This is a genomic window from Streptomyces sp. G5(2025) (assembly GCF_049542075.1).
In the GTDB taxonomy this organism is placed as follows: domain Bacteria; phylum Actinomycetota; class Actinomycetes; order Streptomycetales; family Streptomycetaceae; genus Streptomyces.
Map to the genome: position 1 here is coordinate 560,515 of NZ_JBMUZT010000002.1, position 15,805 is coordinate 576,319.

Here is a 15,805-nt window from a genome sequence, read left to right on the forward strand (position 1 = left end):
GCCTCCTACCTGTCGGCCATGCCATCCGGCTGTCTGTCGGCGTGCAGGATCTCCTCGTACACCTGGACCGTGTGCCGGGCGACCGCGTCCCAGCCGAACTCGTCGACGGTGCGCCGCCGTCCGGCCGCGCCCAGCGCCGCGGCCCGCCCGGGGTCGGTGGCCAGTTCGTTCATGACCAACCCGAGGTCACGCTCGAAGGCTTCGGGGTCCTTCGGCTCGTACGGGACGAGCAGTCCCGTCACGCCGTCCTGTACGACCTCCGGGATTCCGCCGACGCGCGAGGCGACGACCGCCGTGCCGCAGGCCATCGCCTCCAGGTTGACGATGCCCAGCGGCTCGTACACCGAAGGGCAGACGAACACGGCGGCGTGCGTGAGGAGTTGCACGATCTCGGGGCGCGGCAGCATCTCGGGTATCCACTGGACGCCCGCGCGGCCGCGGCTCAGCTCCTCGAAGAGCACGCGGAACTCGGCGTCGATCCGCGGGGTGTCGGGGGCTCCGGCGCACAGGACCAGCTGGACGCCAGGATCCAACCGCCGTGCCGCGCGCAGGAGATGGGGGACACCCTTCTGCCGGGTGATGCGCCCGACGAACAGGACGTAGGGGCGTCCGGGGTCGATGCCGAGGCGCTCCAGGACGTCCGTGGCGGGGTCGGGGTGGTACAGGCCGGTGTCGATGCCGTTGTGCACGACGTGGACCTTCGCCGGGTCGACGGCCGGATAGCAGGCGAGGATGTCCTCGCGCATCGCGCCGGACACCGCGATCAGCGCGTCGGCCGACTCGGCGGCCGTGCGCTCGGCCCAGCCCGACAGCGCGTAGCCGCCGCCCAGTTGCTCGGCCTTCCAGGGGCGCAGGGGTTCCAGGGAGTGCGCGGTCATCACGTGCGGGATGCCGTGCAGGAGCTTGCCGAGGTGGCCCGCGAGGTTCGCGTACCAGGTGTGGGAGTGGACGAGTTCGCGCCCGGTGAGCGCGGCGGCCATCACCAGGTCCACGGAGAAGGTGCGCAGCGCGTCGTTGGCGCCGTCGAGCGCGGGCCAGGGCCGGTGGCGCACCAGGCCGTCGGACGCGCCGTCGCCCCAGCAGTGCACGTCGAGGTCGACGAGAGGGCGTAACTCCCTTGCGAGGAACTCGACATGGACGCCCGCCCCGCCGTACACATCGGGCGGGTACTCCCGGGTGAGCAGTCCCACTCGCACGTAGAACCCTCCGTCGTCCGCCTGATGCCGGCCGCGCCCCCTCATGGTCACCCAGACGCGGCCCCGGGGGAAGAGCGCCGCGGCGGCCGTTCGAAGCAGCAGTCACCGCACACGCCGCCGCCGGGGCACCGGTAGTAGAGGCAGCAGCTGCGGCGCCGGAAGGCGGTGCCGTCGAGGGTTCCGCTGCCGCGCAGGTCAGGATGGTCGAAGAGCGCCGAGGCCAGGCCGAGCGCCCGCTCCCCCACGTCCTCGCGGCCCTGCCGCACCGCCCAGCCGTGCAGTTCCCGCGCGGCTCCCGCGAGCGCGGAGCCCGCGTTGCCCCACAGCAGCCCGGCCGAGATCCGGTACCGGGACCGCAACGCGTCGGCGAGCGGGGCGAGATGGCCGTGCTGCACGACCTCCCGTACGGTCCCGGCGTCGGCGGGCAGGGTGCGGGTGCCGCCGAGCCACAGGTCGTCGGGCGAGGTGCCGTCGGCGTCCCAGCACAGCAAGGCGGGGTCCAGGTCGGGCACCGCGCCGTACAGCGCCGCGGAGCCGAGCGCGACGGACCAGAGGCGGGCGGCGAGCCCCAACTGCGCCACGGACACCGCGATCCGCTCCTCGGGGGCGCCGAGCCGCCGCGCCACCTTCCCGACGCGGAAGGCCAGCGGGTCGGTGCCGGTCGGCGTGTCGTACACCTGTCCGAGGGGGACGGCGCCGCCGGGCGCGGGGGCCGGGCGCAGGGCGAAGAAACCGCCGACGCTCCGGAGTTCTGCCAGGTCGATGGGGGTGGTCACGAGAGCAGTACAGCAAGCCTCGCGCCGTCCGCGCCGCGCGGGGTCGCCCTCTCCGCACTTCCGGTCTCCTCCTCTGCCCGTAGGGGGCGCACGCCTTGGGGAGGACACGGGCGGGGCCGTACTCCATCGGCAGTAGGACCGATTGCCTGCTCAGGTACGACGACGCGGAGCGATCCACGCGGCATCGTTGTACCCATGGAAGCCGACCGTTCGCCTCGCCGGGACCACCGGACGCACCGCACGCCGAGGAGCACCCCATGAGTGCCCTCGCGCTGTCCGTGCTGCTCTCGCTCGTCTCCGCCGTGGCGTACGCCGGCGGGGCGATCCTTCAAGAGCGCGTGGCGGCGACCACGCCGGAGCAGCGGTACGCACCGCTGCGCCGCGGTGCCTGGTGGGCCGCGATCGCCCTGAACGGCCTGGGCGCGATCCTGCACGTCGTGGCGCTCGCCTACGGCCCGCTCAGCCTGGTCCAGCCGCTGGGCGCGCTGACCATCGTCTTCGCCCTGCCGATGGCCGCGATGTTCGTGCGCCGCCGGGCAGGGGCCACCGCCTGGCGCGGCGCGATCATGGCGACGGTGGGGCTCGCCGGGCTCCTCTCGCTCACGTCGGCGTCCGGCGCGCAGTCCCTGGACGGCGCCGAGCGCGTCGTACTGGCCCTGGCCACGGGCGGCGGCGTCCTCGCCCTGACGGTGGCGGCGCACGCGGTGCACCGGCACCCCGTGGTGCGCAGCGTGCTGCTCGCCTGCGCGGCCGGTGCCGCCTTCGGGATCGCCTCGGTCTTCACCAAGACGGTGGCGGTGGACTGGGAGGCGGGCACGACGCTCGTCCGGCAGCTGCCGAGCCTCGGCGTCATCGCCGTGCTGGCGGCGGCCGGGGTGCTGATCTCGCAGGCCTCGTACCGGGGCGCGGGCCTCGCGACGCCGCTCGCGACGGTGACGGTCTTGAACCCGGTGGTCGCGGCGGCGGTCGGCCTGACCCTCTTCGGAGAAACCTTCCGCTACGGCATCACGGGCACCGTGCTGGCGCTCGGCTGTGGTGTTGTCGCCACGGGGGGTCTGATCCTGCTGACCACGGAGCGGATCGCCCGGGAGACGCCGACGGCTTCTGAGGGCGGCGGGCGGCTGCCGTCGACACCGGCATCGGGGTCGAAGGTGCCGTCGGTCTTGGAGGTGGCGCCCGGGTCGAAGGTGCCGTGGGTCTCGGAGGTGGCGCCCGGGTCGAAGGTGCCGTCGGTCTCGGAGGTGGCGCCCGGGTCGAAGGTGCCGTCGGTCTTGGAGGTGGCGCCCGGGTCGAAGGTGCCGTCGGTCTTGGAGGTGGCGCCCGGGTCGAAGGTGCCGTCGGCAGGGTTGGCGTCACCGGTGCCTGCACCAGCGGCCCCGGTCGAGCCGCGGTTCAGGCCCGAGGTGCTTCCCGCCGTGCCGTCCCAGTTCATTCCGGCGCCGGGACACCGCCTCGCGTCCCACCGGCGCCCGCGGCGCAGGGAACGCGTCGGGTCCTGAGCGGCTTCCCCGCGGCCGGACGCCGAGCGCCGGACCCCGACCGCCGGACGCCGACCGCCTCAGATGCGTACGCCTCGGGCCCGCAGGTAGGCGAGCGGATCGATGTCGGCACCGAAGCCGGGCCCCGTGCGCACCTCGAAGTGCAGATGCGGGCCCGTGCTGTTGCCGGTGGACCCCGACCGTCCGATGCGCTGGCCCGCGCCGACCTTCTGCCCGGCCTTCACCGAGAGGGCCGACAGATGTCCGTACTGGCTGTACTTGCCGTCGGTGTGCCGTATGACGACCTGGTAGCCGTAGCTGCCGCCCCATCCCGCGGACACGACCTGCCCGGCGGTGACGGCCTTCACGGACGTACCGGTGGGCACGGCGAAGTCGACGCCGGTGTGATAGCCCTTCGACCAGGAGCCGCCCGCCGCGCGGTAGGGCGTGCTGGGGGACGCGGCGACCGGGGCGGAGGCGGCGGACGAGGTGGTGGGCCTGGCCTGTTCGGTGGGCGAAGAGGAGGCTTCGGAGGGGCGCGGCTTCTCCCGCGTCCTCGCGGCGGCCTTCTTCTCGGCAGCTTTCCGCTCGGCAGCTTTCCGCTCGGCGGCTTTCCGCTCGGCGGCCTTCTTCTCTGCGGCCTTCTGTCGCGCTCGGTCCTCGGCGCGGTCCCCGGCGCGCTCCTTCGCGCGCTCCTTGGCCCGGTTCTCGGCCCTGTCCTCGACGCGCCGATCGGCCTTGTCCGTGCCGTCGGGGACGCGCCGGCCCTGACCGTGCAAGGAGAGCCGCTGCCCCGGCGTGATCAGGTCGGGGTCGGCGCCGACGACCCGCCGGTTGGCTTCGTACAACCGCTGCCAACCGCCTCGGACCCGGCGCTCGTCGGCGATCCCGGAGAGCGTGTCGCCACGCACCACGGTGTACATCTCGGCGGTGCCCGCGGTGGACTGCGGGGTCACCTCCGGCTTGACGTCCTTCACGTCGCGCTTGGGCGTCGTCGGCTTGCTCGGGGCGCGGGCCGGGGCGATGTCGGGAGAGCCGCCACCCTTGGTGAGGCCCGCCTTCCCGGAGCACACCGGCCAGGCACCGGGCCCCTGCGCGTCGAGGACCTTCTCGGCCACGGCGATCTGCTGGTCCTTGGTCGCGCGGTCGGCACGCGACGCGTAGGCCGTACCGCCGTACGCCTCCCAGGTGGACTGCTTGAACTGGAGGCCGCCGAAGTAGCCGTTGCCGGTGTTGATGCTCCAGTTGTTGCCGGACTCGCAGGCCGCCACCTTGTTCCAGGTGCCGACGTCGGCGGCACCGGCGTCGCCCGCCATGGTCAGCGGGAGCGCCATACCCGCGCCGCCCGCGGTCACCGTGAGCGACGCGCGGTTGATGCGGTTCGGCTGATACCTGCGGTGCCGACCCCGTACGGCCATGGCGAGCCCCCTCGGACACACGTCATCACGGATTGCACACATAGGACACACGACAAGCCCGCAAGCTAGCCGGTCGAACCAATCCCTGACAAGGGCCGCTCCAGGAGGGGACGTTGACGCATTCACCCCTTCAAGTACGCGCCCAGCCACCGTAGTTGGACTCCTTGCTGGTAGGGCCCGCCTCCCTCGTGATCGTTGAAGGAGTACACCTCCATCGCACGCTCGCTGCCCGCATACGCGTTGAAGGCGGCGAACACGGTCGAGGGCGGGCACGTCTGGTCCTCCAGAGCGACGGAGAAGAGGCCGGGCGCCCGCCCGCGACCGGCGAAGTGCACGCAGTCGAAATAGGAAAGCGTCTGAAACACACGCTCCTGGCCACCCCGCCGGGCCTTCAAATACAGCCCGATCTCGTTGTACGGCAGCCGGTCGGTGAGGGCCGTGGCGCGCGGGAAGTCGCACAGGAACGGCAGGTCGGGTGCGATGGCGGCCAGGTCAGGCACGAGACCGCCGACGGCGAGGGCGAGGCCGCCGCCCTGGCTGACACCGAGCGCGGCGACCCGCGAGGGGTTGACGAGAGGGTGGGCGCGGACGGCCTCCACGGCGCGGACCGCGTCGACGTACAGCCGGCGGTAGTAGTACTCGTGGGGGTCCTCGATGCCGCGCGTCATGTATCCGGGGTACGCGGGCCCGCTGCCCACGGGGTCCGGGGTGTCGCCCTGAGCCCATCCTCCGCTGCCCTGCCCGCGGGTGTCCATGACGAAGTGCGCGTACCCGGCGGTGGCCCACAGCAGATGCATGTGCGGCAGGCCGCGGCCGCCGCCGTACCCGATGTACTCGACGACGGCGGGCAGCGGTCCCTTCGCGCCGGCGGGCAGAACCAGCCAGCCCTTCACGGGGTGCCCGCCGAACCCGGCGTACGTGACGTCGAAGACCCGCACGCCCTCCAACGGCAGCTCCACCGCCTCGAACCGCGCGTCCAGGTCGTGCTGCCGGGCTTCCAGCAGCGTCTTCTCCCAGAAGGTGTCGAAGTCCTCGGGCTCGGGCAACTCGGGGCGGTAGCGGCGCAGTTCGTCGAGGCGCAGGTCGAACTGAGGCACGGGCGGCTCCTCCTCGGCACGCGGCGCGGGAGCCTCACGCTATGCCAGTCGGGCCGAGCCGGGCAGTGCCGGCGGCGTGCCGCGGGGGCGGGACTCGCCGGTCCCGCCCCTGTGGGCGTGCGCCTACGTCAGGTGTGGGCGTGCGCGTACGTCAGCGCAGCGGCCCCGGCTGAGGTTCCGGTGGCACCGGGTCGGGTCCCGGCGGGGTGGGGATCGGGGACGGCGAGGGCTCCGGTGCGGGCCGGGGCTCCGGCCGGGGCACGGGGTCCGGCTCCGGGAAGGGCCTGTCCGGCCCCGGAGCCGGCGGCCCCGGCGGTACGGGATCAGGGAACGGATGGGTCATTGCGCTCCTCCAGCCAGTGGTACGTCGGCTTCTCCCCCGCCTACCCGACACCCCCGGCCCCAAGCCTGACACCATTCCCCGCCGGTCGCCCGGCCGACGGGTCAGGCGTGCGAGGGCTCCGGGGGGCCGGTGGGGCCGGTGGGGCCTTGCCGAGAGCATCGACGGTGCGGCACCGTCACCGGACCACACCGCCCAGCTCCGCCACCGACGCCGCCTCACCACCTCCGTCCGCAACGACGGCCGCAGCCGCCGCGAGCCCCACCCGGGGGCTCGCGAACACCGGCACCGAACCGGCGGGGACGAGCTCCGACGCCGCCGCCATGGAGGCCTGCGCCAGCACGACCGCGTCGGCGTCCCGCACACCGGAGATCGCCTCCGCCACGGCCTCCGCGTATCCCTGCGCATCCCCGGCCCGGAACCGCGCCCACGCCCCGTCGACCACGACGGCCCGCACCACGACCTCGCGCCCGGCCGCGCGCGCCTCCTCCTCGACCAGCGCCACGGTCGGCTCCAGAGTCGACTCGACGGTGGCCAGGACGACGACACGCGACCCGGCGGAGACCGCCGCGGCCGCCATGGGCCTGTCGACCCGCAGGACGGGAACGCCCACCTGCGCGCCGAGTGCCTCGGCGACCGCCCCGATGCTGGAGCAGGTGCACAGAACGGCCTCCGCGCCCTCGCCCAGGGCCCTCACCAGGGCGTCGCGCACCGCGGGAGCGACTGCCTCCGGCCCCTCCCGCCCGGCCCGCTCCAACAGGGATTCCGCGACGTGGTGCCGCAGCGCGAGCCCCGGGTGGTGGGCGTCCCGCAGGCCGTCGAAGACCGGCACATGCGCGGACGACGTATGCAGCAGCCCCAGCGTCACCACGCCGACGGGTCCGTGCGGACCTTGTCCAGCGCGGCCCGCATCAACGCGCCGGAGGCCGCGGGGGCCTGCTCAGGGTGACGCTCGGCCCACTTCACGACGTACGAGCACAGCGGCGCGACCGAGGCACCCTCCCGTCCGGCGATGGCGTACAGCTCCGCGGTGAGCTTCCCCGCGACGCCCTGGCCCTCGCGGGCGGACGCCACTTCCGTGTGCACGGGCACGAGCGCGGTCTCCGCCGCACCGCCGGGCACTTCGTCGGACTCGGTGCCGGGCACGTCCAGCGTGAAGTACGCGATGTGCCCGACGACCTCACCCCCGTCGACCGCTTCGAGCACTCCTCGGGCCCGATCGTCACGGATCTCCACGCTCATCGACTCTCCTCGCGGTAGACGCCGGCCGGGAACGCGGGGCGGGAACGGCGCGGGGCGCGAGCCCGCTCAGACGCTCAGCGGACTCCGCGACGTCTGCGGGTCCCCCGGCACGGCCTCGGCGGGATCATCCCCGAGGGCCACCATCCGATTGGCCTCGTCGACGTGCACGACCCGCGGCCGCAGCGCCCGCGCCTCGGCGTCCTCGACCTGGGCATAGCTGATAATGATCACTTTATCGCCGGGGTGGACCAAGTGCGCGGCCGCACCGTTGATCCCGATGACACCGCTCCCCCGCCGCCCCTCGATGGTGTACGTCTCCAGGCGGGCGCCATTGGTGACGTCCACGATGTGAACGAGCTCACCGGGCAGCAGATCGGCGGCATCGAGCAGGTCCGCGTCGATGGTGACGGATCCCACGTAGTGCAGGTCGGCCTGGGTCACCGTGGCGCGATGAATCTTGGACTTGAACATGGTGCGCAGCATTGAGGCACTCCTGGACTTAAGGCTCCCTGCCTGCGATTTTGCAGGTCAAGGGCGGTTTGCCTACCGTACAACGAGTCGTATGCCCGGGCAGCATTCCCGAGGTTTGACCCGGCGGGCCTGCCCGATGAGTACATGCGGGAGCCCTCGCCGTCATTGAATCCGTGGCCGATGCCCCGGACGGGTGCCCGGTCGAGAGAGGGCCGCGGCGTTCAAGGCATCGATCCGGGTGACCGTCGGGGGCGCCCGGGCCGAAGGTCGCCCTGTCGGTCACAGCACCTGCTGTGTGGTGCGGTGGGCCAGACGGGGAGGCCGGAGCGGGGCAGCGGCGGTGTGACGTGTCAGAGGCTCGGGTCGTGGTGGGTCGGGTGGCCGTCGAGGACGGTGAGGAGGACGGGGAGGTCGGCCAGGTCGGTGGCGGGGGTGGTGAGCGGGTTCTCGGCGAGGACGGTCAGGTCGGCGCGTTGGCCGACGGCGAGGCGGCCGGCCTGGCCTTCTTCGCCCGCTGCGTGGGCGGGGTTGACGGTCATGGCCTGGAGGGGGAACACCGGGCCCGCCTTCCACCGCGCCGGTGACCGGCCGGGCGACGCCGTCGCCGAGTGGAACACACGCCTGACCCAGCTCACCGGCGCGGCCCGCGCCGTGGTCGCCCAGCGCTACCACCGCCCGCCTGCCCGGACCTTGGCGACCGGCATGTCCAACGGCGGCTACCTGGTGCGCTGGCAGTTGGAGAACCATCCCGAGCTGTACGACGGCGGGGTGGACTGGGAGGGCACCTTGTGGCACGCGGACGGGCCGAACCCGCTCGCGTTCCTGCCGCCCGCGCTGCGCCACTACCCCGCGTACGAGGCAGGCGGACCCGGCGTCGAACGGGCGCGCAGGGCGATGCACGCCGCCGGGTATCTGGCCGGGTCGGAGTTCCTGTGGTCGTACCACCACAAGGTGTACTGGGATCTCACCCAGCGCATCCACCGCGAGGAGCTGGACCCCGGCGTCGACGGACCGAGGGAAGCCGGCACTCCGTACTGCGCCCCGGGAAGCACGGCCTGCGACGCGGATTACGACTACGCCTCACGGCCCCCCGAAGTCCGCCGGGCCGTGGAGCGGATCGCCCTGACCGGCCGCATCGGCAAACCCCTGATCACTGTCCACGGCACGCTGGACGTACTGCTGCCCATCGGCCAGGACTCCGACGTGTACGCCCGGATGGTGCACCGGGCGGGCCGCGGCGCGCTGCACCGCTACTACCGCGTCGAGGACGGCACCCACACCGACTCCCTGGTGGACACCTTCCCCGACCGGCTGCGGCCGCTCGTCCCCTGCCACCGCTCGGCGTTCATCGCCCTGGAGGGGTGGCTGGCCCGCTCCCACGTGCCGCCGGCCAGTCGCCCCGTGCCGCGTCCGCCCACCGCCGACGCGGCCACGCTCCTGACGACCTGTCCGCTCGGGCGCTTCGGGTGCTTCGGACGCTTCGGACGCTTCAGGCGCTTCAGGCGCTTCAGGCGCTTCGGGGGCTTCGGACGCTTCAGGCGCTTCGGGCGCTGACGCGCCACGGCCCGCCGGGCGTGGGCGACTCCGCCACCCGCGAGCGGGTCATTGTGGTGGTCGTCCCCATAGGAGAGTCGGCGCGGTGTCCCTACTGTTTCCGGCCATGACCAGCGAATTCACCTCCCCGCACACGCCGAGGCCGGCCGCCTCGCCCCGCTCGGCCGCGCACGGCGTGGACCTGGCGGGCCGCGCCGCACTGGTGACCGGCGGCGGCAGCGGCATCGGCCTCGCGTGCGCCGCCGCCCTCGCGGCGGCCGGCGCCGAGGTCCACGTGGTCGACCTGGACGCCGAGAAGGCCGTGGCGGTCGCCGAAGCCATCGGCGGGAAGGCACATGTCGCCGACCTGGCCGACCCCGCCGTGATCGACACCCTGCCCGAGGACGTCGACATCCTCGTCAACAACGCCGGACTCCAGCACGTCGCCCCGCTCCCCGAGTTCCCGCCGGAGCGCTTCGCCCTCATGCAGCAGGTGATGGTCACCGCCCCGTTCCTGCTGATCCGCCGCGCGCTGCCGCACATGTACGCCGGCGGCTGGGGCCGGGTGGTCAACATCTCCAGCGTCCACGGACTGCGGGCCAGCGCGTACAAATCCGCGTATGTCACGGCCAAGCACGCCCTGGAGGGCCTGAGCAAGGTCACGGCCGTCGAGGGCGCCCCGCACGGCGTGACCAGCAACTGCGTGAGCCCCGGCTACGTCCGCACCCCTCTGGTCGAGAGCCAGATCCACGATCAGGCCGCGGTCCACGGCATCAGCGCCGGCGACGTCCTCTCCGACGTCCTGCTCTCCCGCGCCCCGGTCAAGCGGCTCCTGGAAGCCGAGGAGGTCGCCGCCGCCGCCCTGTGGCTGTGCGGTCCGCACACCAGCTACATCACCGGCACCTCCCTGCCTCTGGACGGCGGCTGGGGGGCGAACTGAGCCCCCGCCGTTCGCTCCCTTTCCGCCGTTCCCTTCCGCCCCCCGTCCCTCCCCGTACACGAAACTGGTGACACATGTCCGACGCACCGGCCACCGCTCCCGGCCGCTCCACCGGGATCGCCCGCATCGTCAGCGCGAGCCTCATCGGCACCACCATTGAGTGGTACGACTTCTTCCTCTACGGCTCCGCCGCCGCCCTGGTGTTCAACACCCTCTTCTTCCCCACCGCCGACCCGCTCGTGGGCACCCTGATCGCCTTCATCACGTATGCGATCGGATTCGCCGCGAGGCCCCTGGGCGGTGTGGTCTTCGGGCACTTCGGCGACAAGATCGGCCGTAAGAAGCTGCTCGTCATCAGCCTGCTCCTGATGGGCGGTGCCACCTTCGCCATGGGGCTGCTGCCCACGTACGAAACGCTCGGCGTGGGCGCGCCGATCCTGCTGACCGTGCTGCGTCTCGTCCAAGGCTTCGCGCTGGGCGGCGAATGGGGCGGCGCGGTGCTCATCGTCTCCGAGCACGGCGGCGACAAGCAGCGTGGCTTCTGGGCGTCGTGGCCGCAGGCCGGGGCCCCGGGCGGCAACCTCCTGGCCACCGGTGTCCTCGCGCTGCTCGCCGCCGTCCAGTCGGAGGAGGCGTTCATGGCGTGGGGCTGGCGCATCCCGTTCCTGCTCTCCGGTGTCCTGGTGCTGCTCGGCCTGTGGATCCGCGTCTCCGTCTCCGAGTCGCCCGTCTTCCTCGCCGCCCAGGCCAAGGCCCAAGCCGACGCCGCCCGCGGTGTCAAGGAGGAGGCCCCGGTGATCGAGGTGTTCCGGCGCAGCTGGCGGGAGGTGCTCACCGCCATCGGCACCCGGTTCGGCGAGAACATCTCCTACTACGTCCTCACCGCCTTCCTCCTCGTCTACGTCACCAACCACCTCGAACTGCCCAAGAGCACGGCGCTGAACGCCGTACTGATCGCCTCGGCGGTCCACTTCGTCACCATCCCCCTGTGGGGCGCGCTCTCCGACCGCGTCGGCCGCAGGCCGGTCACCTTGATCGGCTCGGTCGGCATGGCGCTGTGGGCCTTCGCCTTCTTCACCCTGCTCGACTCCAAGTCGTTCGCCGTGATCACCCTCGCGGTGACGGTCGGCCTGCTGCTGCACGGCGCGATGTACGGCCCGCAAGCCGCCTTCATCTCGGAGATGTTCGACACCAAGGTCCGCTACTCCGGCGCGTCGATGGGCTCCCAGCTCGCCTCGATCGTCGCCGGCGCGCTGGCACCGATCATCGCGGTCGAACTCCTCAAGGAGTACGACTCCTCCACCCCCGTCGCCCTGTACCTCTGCCTGGCCGCGCTCGTCACCACCGTCACCGTCGCCCTCGCCAGGGAGACCCGCGGCCGGGACCTCACCGCCACCCTGGCCGCCGAATCCCCCGACCGGCCGCGCCAGCCCGAGCCGGAGGCCGTCGGCACGGACACCGCTTGAGCCGACGTACCCGTGTCCGGTTCACCCGCCCGTCGGCCGACGCGACCAGCGGGCTGCTCCCGCCGGTGGAGCGGTCCCTCCTGGGGGGCGCGCCACGCCGTCACCCGCCGCCTCCGCCGTACTCCGTGCAGGCGTCGACGAGCCAGGCGGCCAGGTAGGGCGCGAACGAGGAGCGGACCAGCAGCCAGACACGACAGGCGGCTTCACCCCGCACCACCAGCGTGACCGGGGCCTGCGCCAGCAGCGTGTTCAGGCTTGAGCCGACGGGCGTGACCCGCGCGTCCAGGTCGATGGCGCAGCCCTGGGCCAGCACCGTGCGCACCAGCGGCCCGGACAGCGCCAGCGTGGTGCGCTGCGCCGAGACGTCGGTGACGGTGGCGAACTCCTCGCCGACGGCCCACCGCAGCCGGGCGAGGAGGTCGTGCCGCGCGCCGTCGGGAGCGACCAGCAGCCATTCGTCCGGGCCCATCCACAACACTGTGACGTCGCCGGACAGCTCGGCGCTCACGGGGCCCGGCAGGGGGGTGTCCAGGACCGCCTCGACGGCCTGCGCCGCGGGGCTGCCGGGCTGTGCCCGCAGGGTGAGATGGGTCAGGAAGGGCAGTTCCCTCACACGTATTCCGGTGGGCAGGAGCGTCAGGCGGTGCTGCCAGGCGGCGAGCGGGCCGAAGCGAGCGGGTGAGGTGGGCGAGGCGGGCGTGTCAACCGTCACGGCGGGTTCCCTCCTTGTCGAAGAGCACGGGGTCGGTGACGGTCACCGGGACGGTGCGGCCGTCCAGCGGGACGTAGAGCGTTTCGCCGATGCGTTCGGTTCCGGCACGCACCAGGGCCAGTGCGAACGTCCGCCCCAAGGCGTCGCTGCGGTAGCTGGAGGTGACGTGGCCGAGCATGGGGACCGGCGGCTCCGGGAGACGGCTGGTGGCGATGATCTGGGCGCCTTCGGGCAGCAGGACCCCCTCGTCGGCCGGGAGCAGGCCCACCAGTTGCTTGCGGTCGCCGCGCTGGTTCTCCTCGCGGGAGAAGGACCGCTTGCCGATGAAGTCCGGCTTCTTCCTGGACACGGCCCATGACATTCCGAGGTCCTGCGGGGTGACGGTGCCGTCGGTGTCCTGCCCGATGATCGGGTACGCCTTCTCCGCGCGCAGCACGTGCATCGTCTCGGTGCCGTACGGGGTGATGCCGAAGGGACTGCCCGCCTCGTACAGGGCCTGCCATACGGTGATGCCGTACCAGGAGGGGACGTTGATCTCGTAGGCGAGTTCACCGGAGAAGCTGATGCGGCACACGCGCGCCGGGACGCCGGCGACCTCTGTGTCGCGCCAGGCCATGAACGGGAAGGCGTCGTTGTCGACGTCCAGGCCGGGAGCGACCAGGGCCAGCACGTCGCGGGAGCGGGGGCCGACCAGGGGGACGGTCGCCCAGTGCTCGGTGACGGAGGTGAGGTGGACGCGCAGGTGGGGCCACTCCGTCTGGAGCCACTCCTCCATCCACTCCAGGACCTTGGCGGCGTTGCCGGTGGTCGTGGTCAGGACGAATTCCTGCTCGGCGACGCGGATCACGGTGCCGTCGTCGAGCACCATGCCGTCGACGCCGCACAGCACGCCGTACCGGATACGGCCGACCTTGAGGGTGCTCATCATGTTCGTGTAGAGCCGGTCAAGGAGTACGCCGGCGTCCGGGCCCTGAACGTTGATCTTGCCGAGGGTGGAGCCGTCCATCATGGCGACGCCCGTGCGGGCGGCCCGGCACTCGCGCGGCACCGCCTCCTCCATCGTCTCGCCCGCCCGCGGGTAGTACCAGGGGCGCTTCCACTGGCCGACGTCCTCGAACAGGGCGCCGTGCTCGACATGCCAGGGGTGCAGCGCGGTGGCGCGTACCGGGTCGAACAGTTCACCGCGGTCGCGGCCCGCGAGGGCGGCGAAGGCCACCGGCACGGCGGGCGGACGCGGGCCCGGTGTGCCGAGGTCGGCGACGTCCACCCCGAGCGCCCCGGCGGCGATGCCCGACGTCATCACCCCCGACGTGCGGCCCTGGTCGTGGGCGGTACCGATCGTGGTGTAGCGCTTGATGTGTTCCACCGAGCGCAGGCCCGCCCCGATCGCCCGCAGCACGTCGGAAACCAGGGCATCGCGCTGGAGGTCGACGAACTGGTGGGAACCGTCCCGTTCGTCCCGCGGGCTCGGGACCTGCCACAGCACCCGGCCCGGCGTCCCCTTCGGCAGCGGGCCGGGGCTCGGCAGAGTGATCGTCCGGCCGGTCCTGCCGAGGGCCGCCAGGGCCTGCCCGGCGGCGTCGGCGCCGTCGGCGAGACAGCCGGCCAGGGTGAAAGTGCCGCTCGCCGACCCCGCCGTACGGACGCTGTCCAGCGCTTGCCCGGGTACGAAGGCTCCGTTCCCGGCGTGGTAGCGCAGGGGGCCGCGGGCCTGGCTGAACAGGGACACCACGGGGTTCCAGCCGCCGGAGACCAGCAGCAGGTCGCAGTCGATGCCCCGCCGCTCGCCGGGACGGCCCTGGCCGAAGGGCGCGACGTGGGCGCGGGAGACGCGCTCGATGCCGCTGGTTCCGGTGACGACGTGCCCCGCGCGTATCTTGATGTCCCGTTCGTCGCACGCGGTGCGCCAGTGCGTCGGTACGTCCTCGCGGGCGTCGATCAACGCGGCGATCCGCACGCCCGCGTCGGCGAGTTCGAGCGCCGCCGGGTAGGCGCTGTCGTTCGTGGTGAAGACGACGGCCCGCTGTCCGGGCAGTACGCCGAAGCGGTTGAGGTAGGTGCGCGCCGAGCCGGCCAGCATGATGCCGGGGCGGTCGTTGTCGTCGAAGGCGACCGGACGTTCGTGGGCGCCGGTGGCGTACACGACCTGGCGGGCGCGGATGCGCCAGATCCGCTGCCGCGAGACGTGGGCGGGCGCCGCCGCGCCGAGGTGGTCGGTGCGCTTCTCCAGCGCCAGGACGAGTCCGTCGTCGTAGTGGCCGAACGCTGTGGTGCGTGGAAGGACCTGTACGTCGGCGCGGGCGTCGAGTTCCGCGACGACCTCGTCGGCCCACTCGGTCGCGGGCCTGCCGTCGAGCAGTTCCTGAGTGCCGAGCAACGTCCCCCCGGGCCGCGGGAGTTCGTCGACGAGGATGACGCGGGCACCGGACCGGGCGGCAGTCAGCGTGGCGGTGAGTCCGGCCGGGCCGGCGCCGACGACCAGGACGTCGCAGTGGGCGTGCAGGGTGTCGTACCGGGCCGGGTCGGGGCGGCCGCTGAGGCGGCCCCGGCCGGACAGGCCCCGGGCGACCAGGCCGTCGTACAGCTCCACGGTGGTGGCCGTGAGCATGGGCTCGGGGAAGGGGGCCTCGATCTGCACGAGCGCGTTGGGCTCTTCGGTTCCGGCGGCCAGCACACCGCGTGGCCGTCCGTACTTGATGCTGCTGGCCACGTGGTGCACGCCGTTGGCGAGCAGGGCGGAGGCGAGGGTGTCGCCGGGGTGCCCGGTGTAGGCGGTGCCGTCGAAGACGAAGGAGAGCGTGGTGGTGCGGTCGATGTGACCGTGGCCGTGGGCGCGGAACGGGGTGTTCATCAGCTGGTCTCCGTGCGAGGTCGCCGGTCGCGGATGTCGTACACCGCGAGGAACTCGTGGGTGGCGGTGTCGCGTACGGCGTTGAACCAGCGTCGGCAGCCGGCCGCGTGCACCCAGCGCTCGGCGAACGGCCCCTTGGGGTTGTCGCGGAAGAAGACGTACTGGGCCCACTGCTCGTCGTCGAGTGCGTGCGGGTCGTCGGGGTAGGCGACGTGGGCCTGCCCGCCGTAGTGGAATTCGGTCTCCTCGCGCTCGCCGCACCAGGGGCAGGCTATGAGCTGCATG

The 15,805-nt window shown here is 72.8% G+C and carries 12 protein-coding genes and 2 pseudogenes; 4 read left to right on the forward strand and 10 right to left on the reverse strand.

Annotation, left to right across the window (positions count from 1 at the left end; genetic code table 11):
- Positions 1 to 5: 5 nt before the first annotated feature.
- Complete coding sequence (glgA, locus tag ACOBQB_RS02850) at positions 6 to 1,196, reverse strand: glycogen synthase (RefSeq protein ID WP_423588501.1); 1,191 nt, start codon at positions 1,194 to 1,196, stop codon at positions 6 to 8.
- Positions 1,197 to 1,243: 47 nt separating this feature from the next.
- On the reverse strand, positions 1,244 to 1,972 hold the full coding sequence (locus tag ACOBQB_RS02855; RefSeq protein ID WP_423588503.1) for a (2Fe-2S)-binding protein: 729 nt from the start codon (positions 1,970 to 1,972) through the stop codon (positions 1,244 to 1,246).
- A gap of 257 nt (positions 1,973 to 2,229) precedes the next feature.
- Between ACOBQB_RS02855 and ACOBQB_RS02860 the strand changes: the two genes are divergently transcribed.
- Complete coding sequence (locus tag ACOBQB_RS02860; RefSeq protein ID WP_423588504.1) at positions 2,230 to 3,471, forward strand: DMT family transporter; 1,242 nt, start codon at positions 2,230 to 2,232, stop codon at positions 3,469 to 3,471.
- A 59-nt stretch (positions 3,472 to 3,530) separates the two neighbouring features.
- Here the strand turns inward: ACOBQB_RS02860 and ACOBQB_RS02865 are convergent, their stop codons facing one another.
- From ACOBQB_RS02865 to ACOBQB_RS02890, 6 genes are all read right to left on the reverse strand, one after another.
- Positions 3,531 to 4,868 (reverse strand): transglycosylase family protein, encoded by a 1,338-nt coding sequence (locus tag ACOBQB_RS02865; protein ID WP_423588505.1) that lies wholly within the window; start codon positions 4,866 to 4,868, stop codon positions 3,531 to 3,533.
- A 122-nt stretch (positions 4,869 to 4,990) separates the two neighbouring features.
- On the reverse strand, positions 4,991 to 5,965 hold the full coding sequence (locus ACOBQB_RS02870; protein WP_423588507.1) for an acetylxylan esterase: 975 nt from the start codon (positions 5,963 to 5,965) through the stop codon (positions 4,991 to 4,993).
- 518 nt (positions 5,966 to 6,483) lie between these two features.
- Complete coding sequence (locus tag ACOBQB_RS02875) at positions 6,484 to 7,176, reverse strand: aspartate/glutamate racemase family protein (RefSeq protein ID WP_423588508.1); 693 nt, start codon at positions 7,174 to 7,176, stop codon at positions 6,484 to 6,486.
- The gene (locus ACOBQB_RS02880; RefSeq protein WP_423588510.1) at positions 7,170 to 7,547 is read right to left on the reverse strand and encodes a GNAT family N-acetyltransferase; all 378 of its coding nucleotides are present in this window, start codon (positions 7,545 to 7,547) and stop codon (positions 7,170 to 7,172) included. The genes ACOBQB_RS02875 and ACOBQB_RS02880 overlap by 7 nt, the downstream gene beginning before the upstream one ends.
- Before the next feature lie 66 nt (positions 7,548 to 7,613).
- On the reverse strand, positions 7,614 to 8,030 hold the full coding sequence (gene panD / locus ACOBQB_RS02885; RefSeq protein ID WP_423588511.1) for an aspartate 1-decarboxylase: 417 nt from the start codon (positions 8,028 to 8,030) through the stop codon (positions 7,614 to 7,616).
- 338 nt (positions 8,031 to 8,368) lie between these two features.
- Complete coding sequence (locus tag ACOBQB_RS02890; RefSeq protein ID WP_423588512.1) at positions 8,369 to 8,557, reverse strand: amidohydrolase family protein; 189 nt, start codon at positions 8,555 to 8,557, stop codon at positions 8,369 to 8,371.
- A 7-nt stretch (positions 8,558 to 8,564) separates the two neighbouring features.
- Between ACOBQB_RS02890 and ACOBQB_RS02895 the strand changes: the two are divergent.
- From ACOBQB_RS02895 to ACOBQB_RS02905, 3 genes and pseudogenes are all read left to right on the forward strand, one after another.
- Positions 8,565 to 9,473: pseudogene (locus ACOBQB_RS02895) on the forward strand (3-hydroxybutyrate oligomer hydrolase family protein); the annotation flags it as partial.
- Between the two features lie 205 nt (positions 9,474 to 9,678).
- Positions 9,679 to 10,491, forward strand: coding sequence for a 3-hydroxybutyrate dehydrogenase (locus tag ACOBQB_RS02900; RefSeq protein ID WP_423588514.1), 813 nt, complete (start codon positions 9,679 to 9,681; stop codon positions 10,489 to 10,491).
- A 74-nt stretch (positions 10,492 to 10,565) separates the two neighbouring features.
- On the forward strand, positions 10,566 to 11,957 hold the full coding sequence (locus ACOBQB_RS02905) for an MFS transporter (RefSeq protein WP_423588515.1): 1,392 nt from the start codon (positions 10,566 to 10,568) through the stop codon (positions 11,955 to 11,957).
- Positions 11,958 to 12,057: 100 nt separating this feature from the next.
- On the opposite strand, the gene ACOBQB_RS02910 is transcribed toward ACOBQB_RS02905, so the two are convergent.
- Positions 12,058 to 12,669, reverse strand: coding sequence for a sarcosine oxidase subunit gamma (locus tag ACOBQB_RS02910; protein ID WP_423588517.1), 612 nt, complete (start codon positions 12,667 to 12,669; stop codon positions 12,058 to 12,060).
- Positions 12,659 to 15,804: pseudogene (locus ACOBQB_RS02915) on the reverse strand (sarcosine oxidase subunit delta family protein). The gene ACOBQB_RS02910 and the pseudogene ACOBQB_RS02915 overlap by 11 nt, the downstream one beginning before the upstream one ends.
- Between the last annotated feature and the right edge of the window lies 1 nt (position 15,805).

What these genes read in the sequence shown, in the direction of transcription:
- ACOBQB_RS02905 (WP_423588515.1), top strand. Translation starts at nt 10,566, where the DNA reads ATGTCCGACGCACCGGCCACCGCTCCCGGCCGCTCCACCGGGATCGCC.
- ACOBQB_RS02865 (WP_423588505.1), bottom strand. Translation starts at nt 4,868, where the DNA reads ATGGCCGTACGGGGTCGGCACCGCAGGTATCAGCCGAACCGCATCAAC.
- ACOBQB_RS02900 (WP_423588514.1), top strand. Translation starts at nt 9,679, where the DNA reads ATGACCAGCGAATTCACCTCCCCGCACACGCCGAGGCCGGCCGCCTCG.
- ACOBQB_RS02860 (WP_423588504.1), top strand. Translation starts at nt 2,230, where the DNA reads ATGAGTGCCCTCGCGCTGTCCGTGCTGCTCTCGCTCGTCTCCGCCGTG.
- ACOBQB_RS02880 (WP_423588510.1), bottom strand. Translation starts at nt 7,547, where the DNA reads ATGAGCGTGGAGATCCGTGACGATCGGGCCCGAGGAGTGCTCGAAGCG.
- panD (WP_423588511.1), bottom strand. Translation starts at nt 8,030, where the DNA reads ATGCTGCGCACCATGTTCAAGTCCAAGATTCATCGCGCCACGGTGACC.
- ACOBQB_RS02890 (WP_423588512.1), bottom strand. Translation starts at nt 8,557, where the DNA reads ATGACCGTCAACCCCGCCCACGCAGCGGGCGAAGAAGGCCAGGCCGGC.